Consider the following 16,327-nt stretch of genomic DNA (forward strand, 5'->3'; position numbering starts at 1 on the left):
AAGCCGCTGAAATGACAACGGGCGCTCCGGAGGAACCTCTCCGGGGCGCCCGTCTTCTTTTCCAGCGACCGGCCCTGTCCCGCGCCTACGACGCGGCGGGGACCTTGTCGTCGTTGTGCGCGGAGGCCTCGCGCATCTTCACGCTGACGAGCTTGGAGATGCCGGGCTCCTCCATGGTGACGCCGTAGAGCGTGTCGGCGATCTCCATGGTGCGCTTGTTGTGGGTGATGAGGATGAACTGCGACTGGCGGCTCATCTCCTTCACCATGTCGTTGTAGCGGCCCACGTTGCCCTCATCCAGCGGCGCGTCGACCTCGTCCAGGAGGCAGAAGGGGGTGGGTTTGATCAGGAAGATGCCGAAGATGAGCGCCACGGCGGTGAGGGCCTTCTCGCCACCGGAGAGCAGGTTGACGCTCTGGAGCTTCTTGCCTGGCGGCTGGGCCACGATTTCGACGCCCGGCTCACCGTTGGGGCCCTCCTGCGTGAGGATGAGGCTGGCGCGGCCACCGCCGAACAGGCGCGGGAAGATGGCCTGGAACTTGTCGTTCACCACGTCGAAGGTCTGCTTGAAGCGCTCGCGGCTCGTCGCGTCGATGCGGACGATGGCTTCCTTCAGCTGGCTGATGGACGCCTGGAGGTCCTGACGCTGGCTGGAGAGGAACTCGAAGCGCTTGGACAGCTCCGCGTGCTCGTCGATGGCGGTGAGGTTGATCTCCCCCATCTTCTCCACCTGCGCGCGCAGGTCCTTGAGCTCGCTCTCCACTTCCGGCGAGAGCGGCGCCAGCAGGTGGTAGTTGTGCAGCTCCGCGGACAGCTCCAGCTGGTAGCGCTCGCGGATGCCGGCGGCCAGGTGCTCCAGCTCCAGGCCAATCTCCTTCTCGCGCAGGGTGATCTGCGACAGGCCCTGCATGAGTTCGTCCAGCCGGCCGCGCAGCTCGCGGAAGGCGGTGTCCTGCTCGCGCACCTCGGTGGTGGCGGTGGTGTGCGCGGTGCGGCGGGCCTCCAGGGCCTCCGCGGCCACGCGGTGCTCCTCCGCCCGCTGGTCCTTGGTGGACTCCAGCTCCGCGAGCCGGCCCTGCAGCGCTTCCACCTTGGCGCGGCCCTCCGTCACCGTGGCCTGCAGGCGGCTGACGCGCGCCTCCATGTCGCGGCGCTGCGCCACCAGGCTCTCCAGCTCCTTGCGCGCGGACTCGCCGCGCTCGCTGCCGGCGGCCACCTTCACGCGCAGGCCCATCAGGTCCGAGGACGCCGTGTCCGCGCGCTGGCGCAGCCCCTCCAGCTCGCCCGCGTACTGGCGCACGCGCTCCTCGCGCGCCTCGCGGTCCGCCTGGCCGTGGGCCACCTCGCCGCGGCTGGACTCCTCCTCGTTGGCGAGCGCGGTGTGGCTCTGCGCGAGCTGCCCCTCCTCGCCCTCCAGCGAGCGCAGCCGCTCGCGCACCCGGGCCAGGTCCTCGCTCGCCTTGTGGAGGTCCTTCTCCTGGCTGGCCAGGTTGACCTCCTCCGCGTGCTGCTCCTTGCCCAGGCCCTTGAGGACGGCCTCCGCCTGTCCCATCTGCTTCTGGAGCGTGTAGTGGCGGGTCAGGATTTCGTTGTAGCGCTCCTCCACGCGGGCCACCTCGGCCGCCAGCTCCGCGATCTCGCGCTTCTTCTGGAGCGCGCCCACGGCCGCGCCCTCTCGCTCGCCGCCGGTGATGGAGCCGTCCGCGCGGAACACCTCGCCGTCCAGCGTGACGAGCGTGACGGGCACGGGGGTGCTCTCCGCGTACTCGCGCGCGGCGGCCAGGTCCTGGACGATGACCACGTCGCCCAGGAGCAGCTTGAGCACCGGCTCCAGCGCGGGCTCGCAGGACACTTCCTTGAGCGCGTGCGCCAGCACACCCGGAAGAGAGAGGTCCGGCTCCACGTAGGCGCGGGCCTGCTCGCCGGAGGGCACCGGCAGGAAGGTGCCGCGCCCTTCGGCGTGGCCCTTCAGGTACTCCACCAGCTCCACGCCCTTCTCGCGGCTGTCCACGATGACGTGCTGGAGCCGCTCGCCCAGGGCGGCCTCCACCGCGCGCTCGTAGCGGGCGTTGGTGACCGTGAGGACGTCCGCCACCAGGCCGAAGATGCCCTGCTCGCGGGCCGCCTCCGCCGCGCGCACCATGACGGCGCGCACGCCCCGGTCGAAGCCGTCGTAGTTCTTCTGGATGTCCTCCAGGGAGGACAGGCGGCTGCGCTTGTCGCTCAGCTCCTCGCGCAGCGCGATGACCTGGACCTCGTTCTCCGTGAAGGCCTCGCGCGTGCGGGTGAGGGCCTCCTCCTCCTGGCCGCGGCGCTCGGCCAGCTCGGAGGCCAGGTGGCGCGTGTCCTCCACGTGCCGGGCCGCCTGGGTGCGCACGGCGTCCAGCTCCTGCTCCTGGGCGCGCAGGGCCTCCAGCTCACCGCCCAGCTTCGCGCGGCGGGCCTCCAGGTCCGCGCGCTGGCGCGCGAGGTTGACCAGGTTGCTCTCGTGGTTCGCCAGGCGCGTGGCCACGGCGACCAGCCCCGCCCGCTCCTGCTCCAGGCGCAGGGAGATTTCCGTCTGCAGCACGGAGACGCGGCGCTGCTCCTCCAGGGCCACCGCCATGGCCACTTCGTCTTCCTTGTACGAGCCGGCGATGCCCGACAGCTCCGCCTCGCGGGCCGTCATGGTCCGCACGACCTCCGCCTGCCGCGCGAGCAGCGCGTCCAGCTCCGCCTGCGCGGACTCCACGCGCGTGCCGGTCTCCTCGAAGTCGCGGCGGCCGTAGGACAGCTCCTGCGCCTCGCGCTGCAGGGCGCTCTCCAGCGCGTGCACCTCGCCGGCGTACTGCTGGAGGGCCGCCCCTTCCGCGTCCAACTCCGCGCGGCGCCGGGTGATGGCCTCCTCCAGCTCCTTCACCTTGTCCAGGCCCTCGCGCTCCTCGCCGCCCAGGTTCTCCAGGCGCGACTGGAGCACGCGCTTCTCCGCCATCAGCTCCAGCGAGCGGTGGCTGGTGGAGTGCAGATCAATCTCCCGCATGCGCGCCTTGAGCTTGCGGTACTTCTCCGCCTTCTTCGCCTGGCGCGACAGCGTGTCGAGCCGCTTCTCCAGCTCGTTGGTGATGTCGTTGACACGCAGGAGGTTGGCCTCGGTGGCCTCCATCTTGCGCTCGGCGGCCTTGCGGCGGGCCTTGTACTTGGTGACGCCCGCGGCCTCCTCCAGGAGGTGCCGGCGGTCCTCCGGCTTGCTGGAGACGATGAGGCCCACGCGGCCCTGCTCGATGATGGAGTAGGCCTTGGTGCCCACGCCCGTGCCGAGGAACAGCTCGGTGATGTCCAGCAGGCGGCAGACGGTCTTGTTGATGAGGTACTCGGAGTCGCCGTTGCGGAACAGGCGGCGCGTCACGGTGATCTCACTGAAGCCCTGGTACTGGGGCGCCAGCGTGTCCGTGTCGTCCACGAGGAAGGTGAGCGACACCTCCGCCATGGACAGGGGCGGCTTGTTCTCCGAGCCGTTGAAGATGACGTCTTCCATGCCGCGGCCGCGCAGGTTCTTCGCGCTCTGCTCGCCCATCACCCAGCGGATGGCGTCCACGACGTTGGATTTGCCACACCCGTTGGGGCCGACGACGCCCGTGACGCCTTCGTCGAAGGAGAAGACGCTCCGCTCCATGAACGACTTGAAGCCGGTGATGTCCAGGCGCTTGATTCGCATGCCAGCGGTTCTCCCTACAGGCCGTCGCAAGACGGGGTGAAAACGCGCGCGAGGCCGGAAAATCGGCTCCGCAGCGTTCGGCAGGAGTACCAACGCACCCCACCGCGGATCAAGCGTGACCATGCCACGCATGACCCTATGTCCAGTGCTACAGGCCGGTAGGTGAGCGAGCTTGCGGCACCCTTGCAAAGCAGCCGGCCCACCCTACCTTCCTGTTGATCTTTCTGGAGGCGTCCTACGTTTCAGCCCTTGGTTGCCATGTCGCTCCTCGTCGGTGCGGCCCCGACGTCCCAGGTAGCACCCCGGTCTGACATGGTGGTGGCGGCGGCGCCGGCCCCCTGTCCGAACCCCTGGTTCCCCATGGAGGAAGGCCTGTCGCTGACCTACCGGGCGGGCCGCTCGTCGGAGCTGGTGCTGGCGACGAAGGACGTCGCGCCCAACGCGGACGGGACGGTGAAGGCCACGCTGGCGGTGAGCCTCAAGGGGCGCAGCGGCCAGACGGACCTCACCTGTGACGCCAACGGCGTGCGCACGGGCCTGGGCGGCCTGGAGGGCACGCTCTTGTCCGCGTCCGGCATGGACGTGCAGGTGGTCAACGCGGAGGGCGCGGCCGTGCCGGCGCCGTCCGTGATGGTCCTCGGGGGCACCTGGAAGAACAGCCTGTCCGTGAAGCTCCAGCCGCCGGCCAGGAAGGGCGGCCTGCGCCCCACCATCGCCACGACCTTCGACAAGGAGGCCACGGTGGTGGGCGAGGAGGAGATCACCGTCGCGGCGGGCACCTTCAAGGCGCTGAAGATCAAGAACATCACCACGGCCCGCGCCAGCCGCCCCGGCGCGGAGGGCCGCTCCATGGAGAGCTTCATGTGGTTCGCCCCGGACGTGGGCATCCTGAAGCTGACCACGGACGGGGAGACGAACCTGGAGCTGCTCAAGGTGGACCGGCCCAACGGCAAGGTGAAGCCGGCGGCCATCCAGGGCGGCGCGAAGAAGAAGGCTGTGAAGCCCACCAAGAGCTAGGGCTTCACCCCGTCTCGCCAGAGGACGCGGGCGGCTCCGTGGCGCGGCTGCCGTCCTTGGGCAGCGCCGTGGGGCGCGACTGCGGCTCCACCGTGACGCGCACCACGCGGGGGCCGTCCACCTCCTCCACGAGGATGCGCCACATGTCGAGCTTGAGGCTGTCGCCCTTCTCCGGCACCCGGCCCAGCTTCGTCATCAGGTAGCCGGCGATGGTGGTCACCTCGCCCTTCTCGTCGTCGCTCAAATCGAAGGTGACGTCCAGCTGGGCCTCCAGGTCGTCCAGCTGCGCGGTGCCGGGCAGCTCGAAGCGGCCTCCGGGCAGCGCCCGCACCTCCTCCACGCGCCGGCCCAGCTCCGCCACATCGCCCACCACCTCCGCCACCACGTCCGCGATGGTGACCAGCCCGGACGTGCCGCCGTGCTCGTCCACCACCATGGCGATCTGCCGGCGCCGGCGGCGGAACTCCGTCAGGAGCTGCTCCAGCGTCGCGTTCTCCGGGATGAAGAGCACCGGGCGCTGCACCTGCGACAGGCTGCGCAATTCGCCGCGCGACAGGAGGAAGAACAGGTCCTTCACGTTCACCACGCCCTCGACCTCGTCGAGGTTGCCCCGGCACACCGGCAGCCACGTGTGCCCGGACGCGCGCGCGTCGATGACGTTCCTGTCCAGCGCCTCCTCCACGTCCAGGTAGCGCATCTGGTTGCGCGGGACCATCACCTGGCGCGCCGTCTTCTGCGCCATCTCCAGCGCGCGCTCCAACAGCTCCGCCCGCGCCGTGGTGATGGCGCCGGCCTGCGCGGAGCTGTGCAGGATGACGCGCAGCTCGTCCTCGTTGGTGGCCTCGTGCGACTCGCTGGCGGAGTGCAGGCCGAAGGCCTTGAGCACCAGCCCCGCCAGCCAGTTGAGCAGCCGGATGGCCGGGTAGAAGAGGAAGTAGAACGCGCGCATGGGCAGCGCCACCGCGAGCGTCGTCTGCTCCGCGCGCTGGATGGCGACGCTCTTGGGCGCCAGCTCCCCCATCACGATGTGCAGGAACGTGATGATGCTGAAGCCGATGATGCCCGCCGCCGTGGAGCCGTACTTCGCCGCCAGCGCCTCCGGCAGCACCTTGTCCACCACCGGGTGCAGGAGGTGTTCGAACGCGGGCTCACCCAGCCAGCCCAGGCCCAGCGACGCGAGCGTGATGCCGAACTGCGTGGCGGACAGGTACGCGTCCAGCTCGCTCACCATCTTCAGGGCCGTGGCCGCGCCGGGCGTGCCCTCGTCCACCAGGGACTGAAGGCGCGTGGCGCGGATCTTCACGATGGCGAACTCCGTCGCCACGAAGAAGCCGTTCGCGACGACCAGCAGCAGCGCCAGCCCCAGGAAAACCCATTCCATTGTGTGATTCCCTCAGAAGAGGGCTTCGAAGTCCGGATCGCCCTTGAGCACGTCGAACATGGGGTCCGCGGACAGCCACCCCAGGACCTTCTGCCGGTCCGCCGCCAGCGCCTTCTGCAGGTACTGGACGGCGTCCTTCGGACGGCCCCACAGCGCGTACAGCGCCGCCAGGTTGTAGTTGAGCAGGAGGTCTTCCGCGTTGAGCGCCCGGGCGCGCTCGTAGGCGCGCTCCGCTTCCGCGTAGAAGCCCTTCTGGGCGTAGCAGATGCCCAGGTCCAGCTGCGCCTCGAAGTTGTCCGGCTCCAGCCGCACCACTTCCTTCAGCTGGGTGATGGAGGAGCGGTAGTCCCCTTCATCCATCATCAGCGCCGCCAGCTCGTGCCGGGGGAAGGCGTCCTGCGGGTCCAGTTCGATGGCGGACTGGAGCTCCCGCATCGCCTCTTCCACCCGGCCCTGGTCCGCGTAGGTGAGCCCCAGGTTCAGGTGGGCGTCCGGGTACTCCGGGTCCAGCTCGATGGCTTCCTTGTACTCCTCCACGGCCATCTCGCTGGCGTGGGTGGAGAGGAAGCAGGCCAGGTTGTAGTGCGCGGTGGCGCTCTCCGGCTCCAGCTTGAGCGCGGTGAGGTACTCGCCCAGCGCCTCGCGGAACTGCTTCTTCTCCGCGTAGACCGTGGCCAGGTTGTCGTGCGCGTGCGCCGACGTGGGGTCCAGGTCGATGGCCTTCTTGAACTCCTTGATGGCCTCGTCCAGCCAGCCCCGGTCCGCCAGCTCGATGCCGCGGGTGTTGTGCTCATCGGACAGAGCGATGTTGTCCTTTTCCCGGGCCATGGGCGCGCGGCAATCTACGCGTCGCGCGTTTCCCCGTGCAAGGTAGAGTTTCCCCTTGCCCATGCGCCACGCCGCCCTGCTGCTCCTGCTGTCGCTTTCCGCCTGCCATCCCCGCCCCGTGACGCCCGCCTCCCCTCCCCCGGGGCTGGAGCCTGTCGCCGCCACGGAAGCCCCGCCTCCAGAGGCCGCGCCGGCCGGGTCCGAAACCGGACATCCCGCTCGGCAGCCGGCCCCTCCAGCCCCCGCCCGCCCGGTGACGCTGGTGGTGGGCGGCGACGTGACGGTGGGCTACCACTACGAGGAGTACTTCGATGATCAGGTGGCCAAGGGGAGGACGCGCGAGGAGATGTTCGCGTACGGCTTCCGCGAGGTGATGCCCATCGTGGACTCCGGCGACTTGTTCGTCGTGAACCTGGAGTGCCCGTACACGGACAGCACGGTGAAGCTGCCCAAGAACTTCAACTTCCGCGCGCGGCCGGAGCTGGTGAACGTGCTCACCGCGGGCCGCGTGGGCGTGGTGAGCCTGGCCAACAACCACATGATGGACTACGGCGCGCAGGGGCTGCTGGACACCCTCACCGCCCTGGAGGCCGCGCGCATCCCTTACTTCGGCGCCGGCCGCACCCTGGCGGAGGCGCGCCGTCCCGCCATCCTCACCGTGGGAGGCCTGAAGGTCGCGTTCCTGGGCTACTTCTTCCTGGGCACGCGCAACATCGAGCCCCGGGAGGTCTACGCCACGGACACCACGCCGGGCGTGGCCGGGCACTTCTCCGACGTGGAGGAGATGGAGCGGATGCTGCGCGAGGACATCGCCCAGGCGAAGGCCCAGGCGGACCTGGTGCTCCCCTTCTTCCACTGGGGCATCGAGGGCAACACCACGCCGGAGCCGTACCAGGTGCGCCTGGCGCACGCGGCCATCGACGCGGGGGCGGCGGGGGTGCTGGGCAGCCACCCGCACGTGCTCCAGTCCATGGAGCTGTACCAGGGCAGGCCGGTGCTCTACTCGCTGGGCAACTTCGTGTTCGGCGGGAACTGGAACCCCCGGGACAAGCGCAGCGTCCTGTGGCGGGCGCGCTTCGACTCCACGGGTTATGTGTCCAGTGACGTGCTGCCCCTCAGGACCGACCGCTACCCCGAGTTCCCCGTCCAGCCGGTGCCCGTCACGGGTGCCGAGGCCGATGGGGTGATGACGCTGCTGCGCACCGCGTCGCAGGGGTCGCTGGGGCTGGAGCGGATGCTCCCGGCGTTGGAGGCAGAGGGAGCAGGGAGCCAGCCGCCCCCCTCCTCCAGTGTGAGAGGGGGGCAGTAGCTGCCAGGACTACTTGTTGTTGCGCTGGCCGCGCTTGAAGCGCGTGCGGCGGCGCTTCAGCTGCGCCTTCCGGGTCTTGGCGCGGTTCTTCAGCTTCTTCTTGGAACGATTCCCCTTCTGTGCGGCCATGTGGAAGGACTCCGTGTTGAGCGTGATTCAAGCCGCACCGGGCGGCGACGGGGGCCGTTCTTACATGCCGCTGCCCATACGGCCAAGGTTTTCCTTGACGCCCTCGGCCCTTGCCACGGGGCGCCCAACGGGGCAAGACGCCCCGGGAACCACGCATGATTGACAAACTGGAAGAGGTCGAGCGCCGTTTCGAGCGGCTCACGGCCGACCTGTCGAACCCCGATATCCTCGCCGATACGGCGAAGCTCCAGAAGGTGTCCAAGGAGCGCGCCGGGCTGGAGAAGCTCGTCGAGACCTTCCGCGCCTACCGCAAGGTGCTGGCGGACCTGGACGAGGTGGAGGCCTGGCTTTCCAGCGCCGATCCCGACGAGAAGGCCTACGCCAAGGAGGCCCTGCCCGGCCTGAAGGCGCAGCGCGACGAGCTGGAGGCCTCGCTGAAGATCCTCCTGCTGCCCAAGGACCCCAATGACGAGAAGAACGTCATCCTGGAGATCCGCGCGGGCGCGGGCGGCGACGAGGCGGCTCTCTTCGCCGAAGAGGTCATGCAGATGTACCTGCGCTACGCGGACCGCCGGGGCTGGAAGGCGGACATCCTGGACATGAGCGCGGGCAACGCCGGCGGCGTGAAGGACGCCACGGTGACGCTGTCCGGCGACGCGGTGTTCAGCAACCTGAAGTACGAGTCCGGCGTCCACCGGGTCCAGCGCGTGCCGGCCACGGAGACCCAAGGGCGCATCCACACCTCCACCATCACCGTGTCGGTGATGCCGGAGGCGGAGGACGTGGACGTGCAGGTGAACCCGGCGGACATCGAGATGCAGGTGATGCGCTCCACGGGCTCCGGCGGCCAGAGCGTCAACACCACGGACTCCGCGGTGCGCCTCATCCACAAGCCGTCCGGCATCGTGGTGAAGTGCCAGCAGGAGAAGAGCCAGGGGAAGAACCGCGCCATGGCCATGCGCATGCTGCGCGCGAAGCTCTACGAGATCGAGCAGGAGCGCATCCGCAACGAGCGCGACTCCATGCGCCGCGGCCAGGTGGGCACCGGCGACCGCAGCGAGAAGATCCGCACGTACAACTTCCCGCAGGACCGGCTCACCGACCACCGCATCGGCCTCACCGTGCACAACCTGCCGGCCATCATGGTGGGCAACGTGGACGAAGTGATCACCGCCTGCCGCACGCACTACCAGGCGGAGGCCCTCAAGGCGCAGACGGGCGGCGGGCGGCCCCCCAGCGAGTCATGAGCGACGTCTGGACCATCCGCCGGATCCTCACCTGGACGACGGGCCACTTCGAGAAGCGCGGAGTGGACGCGCCCCGGCTCACGGCGGAAATCCTCCTGGCGTACGTGCTCAAGACGGGCCGGGTGCGCCTGTACGTGGACCTGGACCGGCCCCTGTCGAAGGACGAGCTCGCGGCCTTCAAGGCGCTCATCGAGCGCAGGCTCGCGGGCGAGCCCACGAACTACCTGACGGGCACGAAGGAGTTCTACAACCGCCCGTTCAAGGTGGACGCGCGCGTGCTCATCCCCCGGCCGGAGACGGAGCTGCTGGTGGAGGCGGTGCTGCACGCGGTGCCCAGGGACGCGCCCAGCCGCGTGCTGGACGTGTGCACGGGCTCCGGCTGCATCGCCATCAGCGTGGCGGCGGAGCGGCCCCAGGCGACGGTGCTGGCCACGGACCTGTCGAAGGACGCGTGCGCGCTGGCGCGGGAGAACGCGCAGGCCCTGAACGTCGCCGAGCGCGTGAGCGTGCTGGAGGGAGACCTGTTCGCTCCCCTGCCCCCGGACGCGACGTTCCGGGTGGTGGTGTCCAACCCGCCGTACATCGACTCCGGCGACATCGCCGGGCTGTCCCCCGAGGTGCGGCGCGAGCCCCGGCTGGCGCTGGACGGCGGACCGGATGGGCTGGTGGCGCTGCGGCGGGTGATTCAGGGCGCCCGCCGGGTGCTGGAGCCTGGCGGATTGCTTGCATTGGAGATGGGTGAGACCCAGGGCAGCGCCGTCCTGGAGCTCCTGCGGGCCGCGGGGTACTCGGACGCGCGCGTGGAGAAGGACCTGGAGCGGCGTGAACGCATGGCGTTCGGGACACAGCCCGCGGCCTGACGGCCACGGAACGCGCGGCCCGGCAGCCGCACGCAAAGGCACGTAAAAGACATGGACAAGATCGTCTTGAAGGGTGGCACCGCGCTGCACGGCGAGGTGGAGGTCTCCGGCGCGAAGAACGCGGCGCTGCCCATCCTGGCCTCCGCGCTGCTGGCGGATGGCACCACCACCTTCCGCAACGTGCCGGACCTGGCGGACGTGGCCACGATGCTGGAGGTGCTCCGCACCATGGGCTGCGAGGCCGAGCGGCTCACCGGCAAGAAGGCGGACACGTGTGAAATCAGCATCGAGGGGGACATCACCCCGGAGGCACCCTACGACCTGGTGAAGACCATGCGCGCCAGCGTCCTGGTGCTGGGGCCGCTGGTGGCGAGATTCGGCCGGGCGCGCGTGTCCATGCCGGGCGGGTGCGCCATTGGCGCGCGGCCCATCGATCAGCACTTGAAGGGCCTCAAGGCGCTGGGCGCGGACATCCACCTGACCGAAGGCTACGTGGAGGCCCGGGCAAAGCAGCTCAAGGGCGGCATGGTGAACTTCGACGTCATCACCGTCACCGGCACGGAGAACGTGATGATGGCGGCGGTGCTCGCGAAGGGCCGCACCGTGATGGAGAACTGCGCGCGCGAGCCGGAGGTGGAGGAGCTGGCGCGCGTCCTCAACAAGATGGGCGCGAAGGTGGAGGGGGCGGGCACGTCCGTCATCACCATCGAGGGCGTGGAGTCCCTCAACCCGGTGGACCACGCCATCCTGCCGGACCGCATCGAGGCGGGCACGCTGCTGGTCGCGGCGGCCATCAGCGGGGGCAACGTGCTGGTGAAGCACGCACGCCCGGAGCACCTGGACGCGGTCATCGACAAGCTGCGTGAAGCCGGCTGCACCATCACCGCGGAGGGCGGGGGCCTGCGCTGCAAGGCGCCCAGGTCGCTCAAGTCGGTGAACATCACCACCACGGAGCACCCGGGCTTCCCCACGGACATGCAGGCGCAGTTGATGGCGCTGATGACGGTGAGCCACGGCACGTCCGTCATCTCCGAGAACATCTTCGAGAACCGCTTCATGCACGTGCCGGAGCTGCACCGGCTGGGCGCGGACATCACCATCCAGGGGCACACGGCGGTGGTGAAGGGCGTGAAGGCGCTCAGCGGGGCGCCGGTGATGGCCACCGACCTGCGCGCCAGCGCGTCGCTCATCCTGGCCGGCCTGCGGGCTGACGGACAGACGGAGGTCAGCCGCGTCTACCACCTGGACCGCGGGTACGAGCGGCTGGAGCGCAAACTGCGGGGCCTGGGAGCGGACATCCGCAGGGTGAAGGAGCGGGCCTGAGCCCCAGGGGCCGGTCGACGGCACCTTGCCAACAGAAGCGGCGGCACGGGTTGCATCCCAATTTTTGCCCGACCTATCATTCTCCATTCACCGGGGAGCCCCGCGGGTTCCCCCTTTCAGGAGAACGAGCCGCCCCATGAATTGCCCCGGTTGCAACGCCGACGTCGAAATGACTGATCTCGAAGGAGATCACGACGAGACGTTGCGGAAGTGTGGAGAGTGCGGAGGTCTGTGGATCGACGTCTCGGACCTGCGCCGCATCCTCCTCCACAACAACCTTCCCGGTCTGGAGCAGTTGGGGGGAAAGGTCGACGGGGAGGCCCTGACAGGGCAGTGCCCCGACTGCCAGGTGGACTTCGTGCGCATCGACGGCGGGGACCGGAATCACCCCCTGCACTACGACACCTGTGAGTCGTGCGGCGGCATCTTCCTGGAGTCTGAGTTCGCGGACGCCACGGACGCGAAGGCCGCCGAGCAGGAGATCATCTCCTTCTTCCGCAACTTCGACGCGAAGCGGAAGGCCAAGGCCGCCATCTAGGCGGGCCCCAGCCCTCAAGCTCCCCAGGCGCCCGGGTCTCCCAGGCGCCCGGAGGTCCTCACGGCTGGCCGCGGAAGGTGCTCCCCCACTCCTCGGGGAGCGACCCGTCCAGCGACAGCGCCGCGGCCGACTTCGGCCCCTCGCCGGCGGGGGTCCGCTCGAAGCGGGCCGTCACCTTGCCCTTCTTCGGGATGTCCAACGTCACCTTGTTGCCGGACACCGTGTAGGTGCCGCTGACGACGGTGGTGGGCTCGGGCGTCTCCAGGGGCTCCAGCGAGAAGCGCCAGGTGCCGTCCACGAAGAAGGACAGGAAGCGCTCCGGCGCGCCCTCATGGCCGCCGAACCAGGTGCCCACGAGCGGGGCCACGCGCGCGTCGTACTTGTACCGGGTGGCGAGCGCGGGGCCGTTGAGGGGCTTTCCGCCCGAGTAGAGGACCAGGTCGGTGAGGCACACCGGGCTGTCCTCCTTCGCGCCAGGGAAGCGGTCCGCGACCTCCAGGATGAAGCGCGCGCCGAACAGCGGCTGGGACAGGGGCACGGCCTGCATGCCGCGCTTGTCCTGCACGGTGACGCTGCGGGACGCGTCCACGCTGGTGAGGGTGAACTTGCGCACGCGGCCGTTGGCCTTGAAGGCGTCGCGGGACGTGCCGTCGCCCGTGTAGACGCGCACCTCGTCCAGGGTGACGGGCTCCTTGAAGCCGATGAAGACGTGAGAGGGCTTCTCCCCTTCCGCGCACCAGGCGGTGGTGTCCCGGCCATCCAGGAGGTTGAGGGGCACGTAGTGGTCCGGGCGCGCCTCCTTCTCCAGCCAGGCCTCCGCCTGGGCATAGCCGGGCGCGGCGGGCGCGGCGGCGAGGACGGACGGAGACACGAACAGCAGGCAGGCCAGGGACAGGCGTCGCATGGGGCGCATCTTGGATCGTCCCCGCCCCGCGGCTCCAGTCCGGGTGTGCGCCTTCCGCCAGCACCGGACGTCGCGTTTTCCATCTGACGCCTCGGAGGCGCGGATGAAAGCGGCCCGCCGGGGGTTGGGGGTGCTTGACACCCGGACACGCCCAGGCCGACAAGGCGGACCGACCGAGGAGGAAGACGTGATGCGACGTTGGGGCTGGGTCTGTGTCCTGGGGCTGCTGGGGGTGGCCTCGTGCAAGAAGGACGTGCCGGCGGAAGCGCCGGACGCGGGCGTGGAGGAGACGGGCCCCGCCGCCCTCACGGAGAAGGAGCCCAACGAGCGGCCCGACCAGGCGCTGGCCGTCACGCGTGACAGCGTGGTGACGGGCGGCCTGGCGGCGGAGCCCAACAAGCTGGACGAGGACTGGTACCGGCTGGCGCCGGGCACCCCGCGCATCGCGGACGTGACGGTGACGGGCCTGCCCGGCGGGGACGTGAAGCTGGACGTCTACGACCAGGACCGCAACCGGCTGGTGGGCGTGAACAGCGAGGGCGAGGGCAAGGGGGAGCGCCTCCCGAACCTCTACGTGGAGAAGGAGCGCTGGCTGGTGGTGTCGCCTGCGCGCAAGGGCACGGGCGGGGCGTACACGCTGGAGGTGAAGTACCGCCAGCCCAACGACGGCGAGGAGCGCGAGCCCAACGACCGCGCCGTGGACGCCGCCGCGCTGCCGCTGGGGCAGACGGTGACGGCGTTCCTGGGGCACTCCGGGGACGAGGACTGGTACCGGGTGGAGCTGCCCACCCCCGCCACGCCCGAAGGAGAAGTCCCGGCGGTCCAGGACAGCGGAGCACCGGCCCCGGGTGCGCCGGCGCCGGGTTCGACGCCCGCGGCCGTGCCGCCGCCGTCCGTCCCGGACGAGACGCCGGTCATCGACGACACCGCGGCGCCCTCCCCCGAGGGTACATTCGGAGGCGGAGAGCCGCCCGCGCCGCCGCCCGAGGGGGCGATGCCCACGGCGCCCGGGGAGCTGGCCGCGGTGGCCGCGGCCCAGGCGGTGGACGCCGGCCTGCCGCCGCCCGAGCCCGAGGTTCCGTCGGTGGCGCTGAAGATCGAGCTGTCCGCCGTGGAGGGCGTGCGGCCGGAGATTTCGGTGCTGTCCGCCGCGGAGGCGCCGCTCTTCACCCTGCAGGGCAAGGAGGGCGAGCCGCTCGCGCTGCGCAACATCGGCGTGCGGGCCACGGACCGGGTGGTCTACGTGGTGGTGAAGGGCGGCTGGACGGGCACGGGCAAGGCGCAGCGGCGCACGTACAACGCGCAGGTGCCCTACACGCTGACGGTGTCCCAGGAGGAGGCGGGGGCGCACGCGGAGCTGGAGCCCAACGACGAGCTGCTCAAGGCCACGCCGCTGACGGGCGCGGGCTACCGCGAGGGCTTCCTGTCGCCCAAGTCGGACGTGGACCACTACGTGCTGAACGCGCGCGAGCCGGTGCTGGCGAAGGTGGAGCTGTCGGGCGTGGACCGCCTGGACCTGACGCTGTCAATGGTGGAGCCGCCGCAGGGTGACGGCCAGAAGGAGACGGTGCTGCTCAAGGCCAACGACGGCGCCATCAAGGAGCCGGAGCGGCTGAACAACGTGGCGTGCAGCGGCACCTGCTACTTCCGGGTGGAGGGCTCGTTCCGGAAGGTGAACGGCAAGTTCGTGAAGGACTTCGAGAACGCGGACCAGCCCTACCGCATCAGCGTGACGACGGTGCCGGACAATGGCAGCGAGGAGCGCGAGCCCAACAACACCGCCGACCGCGCGCAGGACCTGACCCTGGGCAAGGCGGTGCGCGGCACGGTGTACCCGGCGAAGGACGTGGACTACTTCCGCGTGGACCTGTCTGACCGGCCAGTGCGCACGGCCATCACCGCGACGCTGCTGGGCATCCTCAAGGTGGACGTGGGGCTGTACCTGCACCGCGTGCAGCCGGACGGGAAGCTGACGCTCGTGCAGACGTCCGACCGGGCCAAGGGCGACCAGCCGGAGACCATCCGCTACAGCGCGGAGCCAGGCGTCTACGTCTTCGAGGTGCGTGACGCGAGGAACCGCGAGGCGAACTTCCAGGACTCGTACCAGCTCACTGTCGAGGAGGGGGAGTAGCCCCGACTTCTGATTGACAAGGCAGGGCCCCGCCCCTACTTTGGGCCCTGCATCACGCAGCGCCCGCGGTGGTAGCTCAGTTGGTAGAGCACGAGCTTCCCAAGCTCGGGGTCGAGGGTTCGAATCCCTTCCGCCGCTCTGAAGAGACACAGGCCGGTGGCTCCCTCGCGGAACCACCGGCCTTCGTGTTTCCGGGCCGCCCCCCCGCCGGTAGATTCCGGCGCATGTCCAGCCACTTCCAGCCGACCGACAGCGCCCGCGCCAACGAACTGCTCGCCGACCTGTTGGAGACGCCCTTCGAGGACGACGCAGAGGACCTCCACTTCGCGTTGCGCGAAGGGGACCTGGAGCTCGACGGCGACTTCGCGCTGGAGGCCAACGAGGTCCTCATCGTCGTGGGCAACCTGACGGTGAAAGGCTGCCTGTCGGATGCGTTCCAGAACGAGGACGACTGCTCCAAGCTCTACGTGCTGGGCGACCTGCACGCACGAGACCTGGTCTGCGGCTCGGAGGTCCGGGTGACGGGCAACCTGACCGTGGCGAACGTCCTGTATGCGAACTCGTTCGACATGGACACGCTGGGCGTGGGCCAGAAGCTGAGCGCCCGGGTCTTCATCGAGGAAGGCCACCAGGTGGAGTTCAAGTCGCTCGCGGTCGACACGCTCATCACGGACGACGAGACCTGGCGCGAGGTGGTGCCGGAGGCCGTCGTCGGCGACTTCGCAGCGGTGCTCCCGGAGCACCTGCTCGGACAAGAGGGCCGGTTCATCTTGAGCGAAGCGCTGCACCGGGACCTGCTCACGGGCAAGCCCGTCCTGCGCTGAGAACAGGGGCTGTCCCGGCTGACCCCGGGATGGGTCACGCGCGTCCGTGCACGTGTCGGGGCGGGCGATGGAGGGACCGTACTGAAGGGCAGCTAGACTGCACGGCAGTGGACGTTCCCGTCCCTCCCCTGGGCCCGCCGCC

General features: G+C 69.8%; 12 protein-coding genes and 1 tRNA gene. 9 read left to right on the plus strand and 4 right to left on the minus strand.

Translation table 11 applies throughout. The features are described from left to right. Positions 1-85: 85 nt before the first annotated feature. The gene (gene smc, locus JYJ93_RS30235) at positions 86-3,694 is read right to left on the minus strand and encodes a chromosome segregation protein SMC (protein WP_206798037.1); all 3,609 of its coding nucleotides are present in this window, start codon (positions 3,692-3,694) and stop codon (positions 86-88) included. Between the two features lie 312 nt (positions 3,695-4,006). On the opposite strand from smc, the gene JYJ93_RS30240 reads away from it, so the two are divergent. Beyond that, the gene (locus tag JYJ93_RS30240) at positions 4,007-4,711 is read left to right on the plus strand and encodes a hypothetical protein (RefSeq protein WP_206798038.1); all 705 of its coding nucleotides are present in this window, start codon (positions 4,007-4,009) and stop codon (positions 4,709-4,711) included. Between the two features lie 4 nt (positions 4,712-4,715). On the opposite strand, the gene JYJ93_RS30245 is transcribed toward JYJ93_RS30240, so the two are convergent. After that, complete coding sequence (locus JYJ93_RS30245) at positions 4,716-6,092, minus strand: hemolysin family protein (RefSeq protein WP_206798039.1); 1,377 nt, start codon at positions 6,090-6,092, stop codon at positions 4,716-4,718. Between the two features lie 12 nt (positions 6,093-6,104). Further along, positions 6,105-6,920 carry a tetratricopeptide repeat protein gene (locus JYJ93_RS30250; protein WP_014395349.1) on the minus strand — a complete coding sequence of 272 codons (816 nt, stop codon included), beginning with the start codon at positions 6,918-6,920 and terminating at the stop codon, positions 6,105-6,107. Positions 6,921-6,981: 61 nt separating this feature from the next. Here JYJ93_RS30250 and JYJ93_RS30255 point away from each other — a divergent pair, with 61 nt between their 5' ends. From JYJ93_RS30255 to JYJ93_RS30275, 5 genes are all read left to right on the plus strand, one after another. Further along, positions 6,982-8,229 (plus strand): CapA family protein, encoded by a 1,248-nt coding sequence (locus JYJ93_RS30255; RefSeq protein ID WP_206798040.1) that lies wholly within the window; start codon positions 6,982-6,984, stop codon positions 8,227-8,229. Between the two features lie 284 nt (positions 8,230-8,513). After that, complete coding sequence (prfA, locus tag JYJ93_RS30260; protein ID WP_206798041.1) at positions 8,514-9,605, plus strand: peptide chain release factor 1; 1,092 nt, start codon at positions 8,514-8,516, stop codon at positions 9,603-9,605. Then, positions 9,602-10,465, plus strand: coding sequence for a peptide chain release factor N(5)-glutamine methyltransferase (gene prmC, locus JYJ93_RS30265; RefSeq protein ID WP_206798042.1), 864 nt, complete (start codon positions 9,602-9,604; stop codon positions 10,463-10,465). Before prfA ends, prmC begins: the two co-directional genes overlap by 4 nt. A gap of 51 nt (positions 10,466-10,516) precedes the next feature. Continuing rightward, complete coding sequence (gene murA / locus JYJ93_RS30270; protein WP_206798043.1) at positions 10,517-11,788, plus strand: UDP-N-acetylglucosamine 1-carboxyvinyltransferase; 1,272 nt, start codon at positions 10,517-10,519, stop codon at positions 11,786-11,788. A 136-nt stretch (positions 11,789-11,924) separates the two neighbouring features. Continuing rightward, a complete protein-coding gene (locus JYJ93_RS30275; RefSeq protein ID WP_206798044.1) occupies positions 11,925-12,326 on the plus strand; it encodes a zf-TFIIB domain-containing protein in 402 nt (133 codons plus the stop codon). 58 nt (positions 12,327-12,384) lie between these two features. Here the strand turns inward: JYJ93_RS30275 and JYJ93_RS30280 are convergent, their stop codons facing one another. Beyond that, positions 12,385-13,230, minus strand: coding sequence for a discoidin domain-containing protein (locus JYJ93_RS30280; RefSeq protein ID WP_242543981.1), 846 nt, complete (start codon positions 13,228-13,230; stop codon positions 12,385-12,387). A gap of 190 nt (positions 13,231-13,420) precedes the next feature. Between JYJ93_RS30280 and JYJ93_RS30285 the strand changes: the two genes are divergently transcribed. The 3 genes from JYJ93_RS30285 (at position 13,421) to JYJ93_RS30295 (ending at position 16,185) form a co-directional block, all read left to right on the plus strand. Then, complete coding sequence (locus JYJ93_RS30285) at positions 13,421-15,361, plus strand: ABC transporter substrate-binding protein (protein ID WP_206800522.1); 1,941 nt, start codon at positions 13,421-13,423, stop codon at positions 15,359-15,361. 65 nt (positions 15,362-15,426) lie between these two features. After that, positions 15,427-15,499 (plus strand) — tRNA-Gly (locus JYJ93_RS30290). A gap of 86 nt (positions 15,500-15,585) precedes the next feature. Continuing rightward, entirely contained in the window at positions 15,586-16,185 is a 600-nt protein-coding gene (locus JYJ93_RS30295) for a hypothetical protein (RefSeq protein ID WP_206798046.1), read from the plus strand. Positions 16,186-16,327: the final 142 nt, after the last annotated feature.

Source organism: Corallococcus sp. NCSPR001 (genome assembly GCF_017309135.1).
Taxonomy (GTDB): domain Bacteria; phylum Myxococcota; class Myxococcia; order Myxococcales; family Myxococcaceae; genus Corallococcus.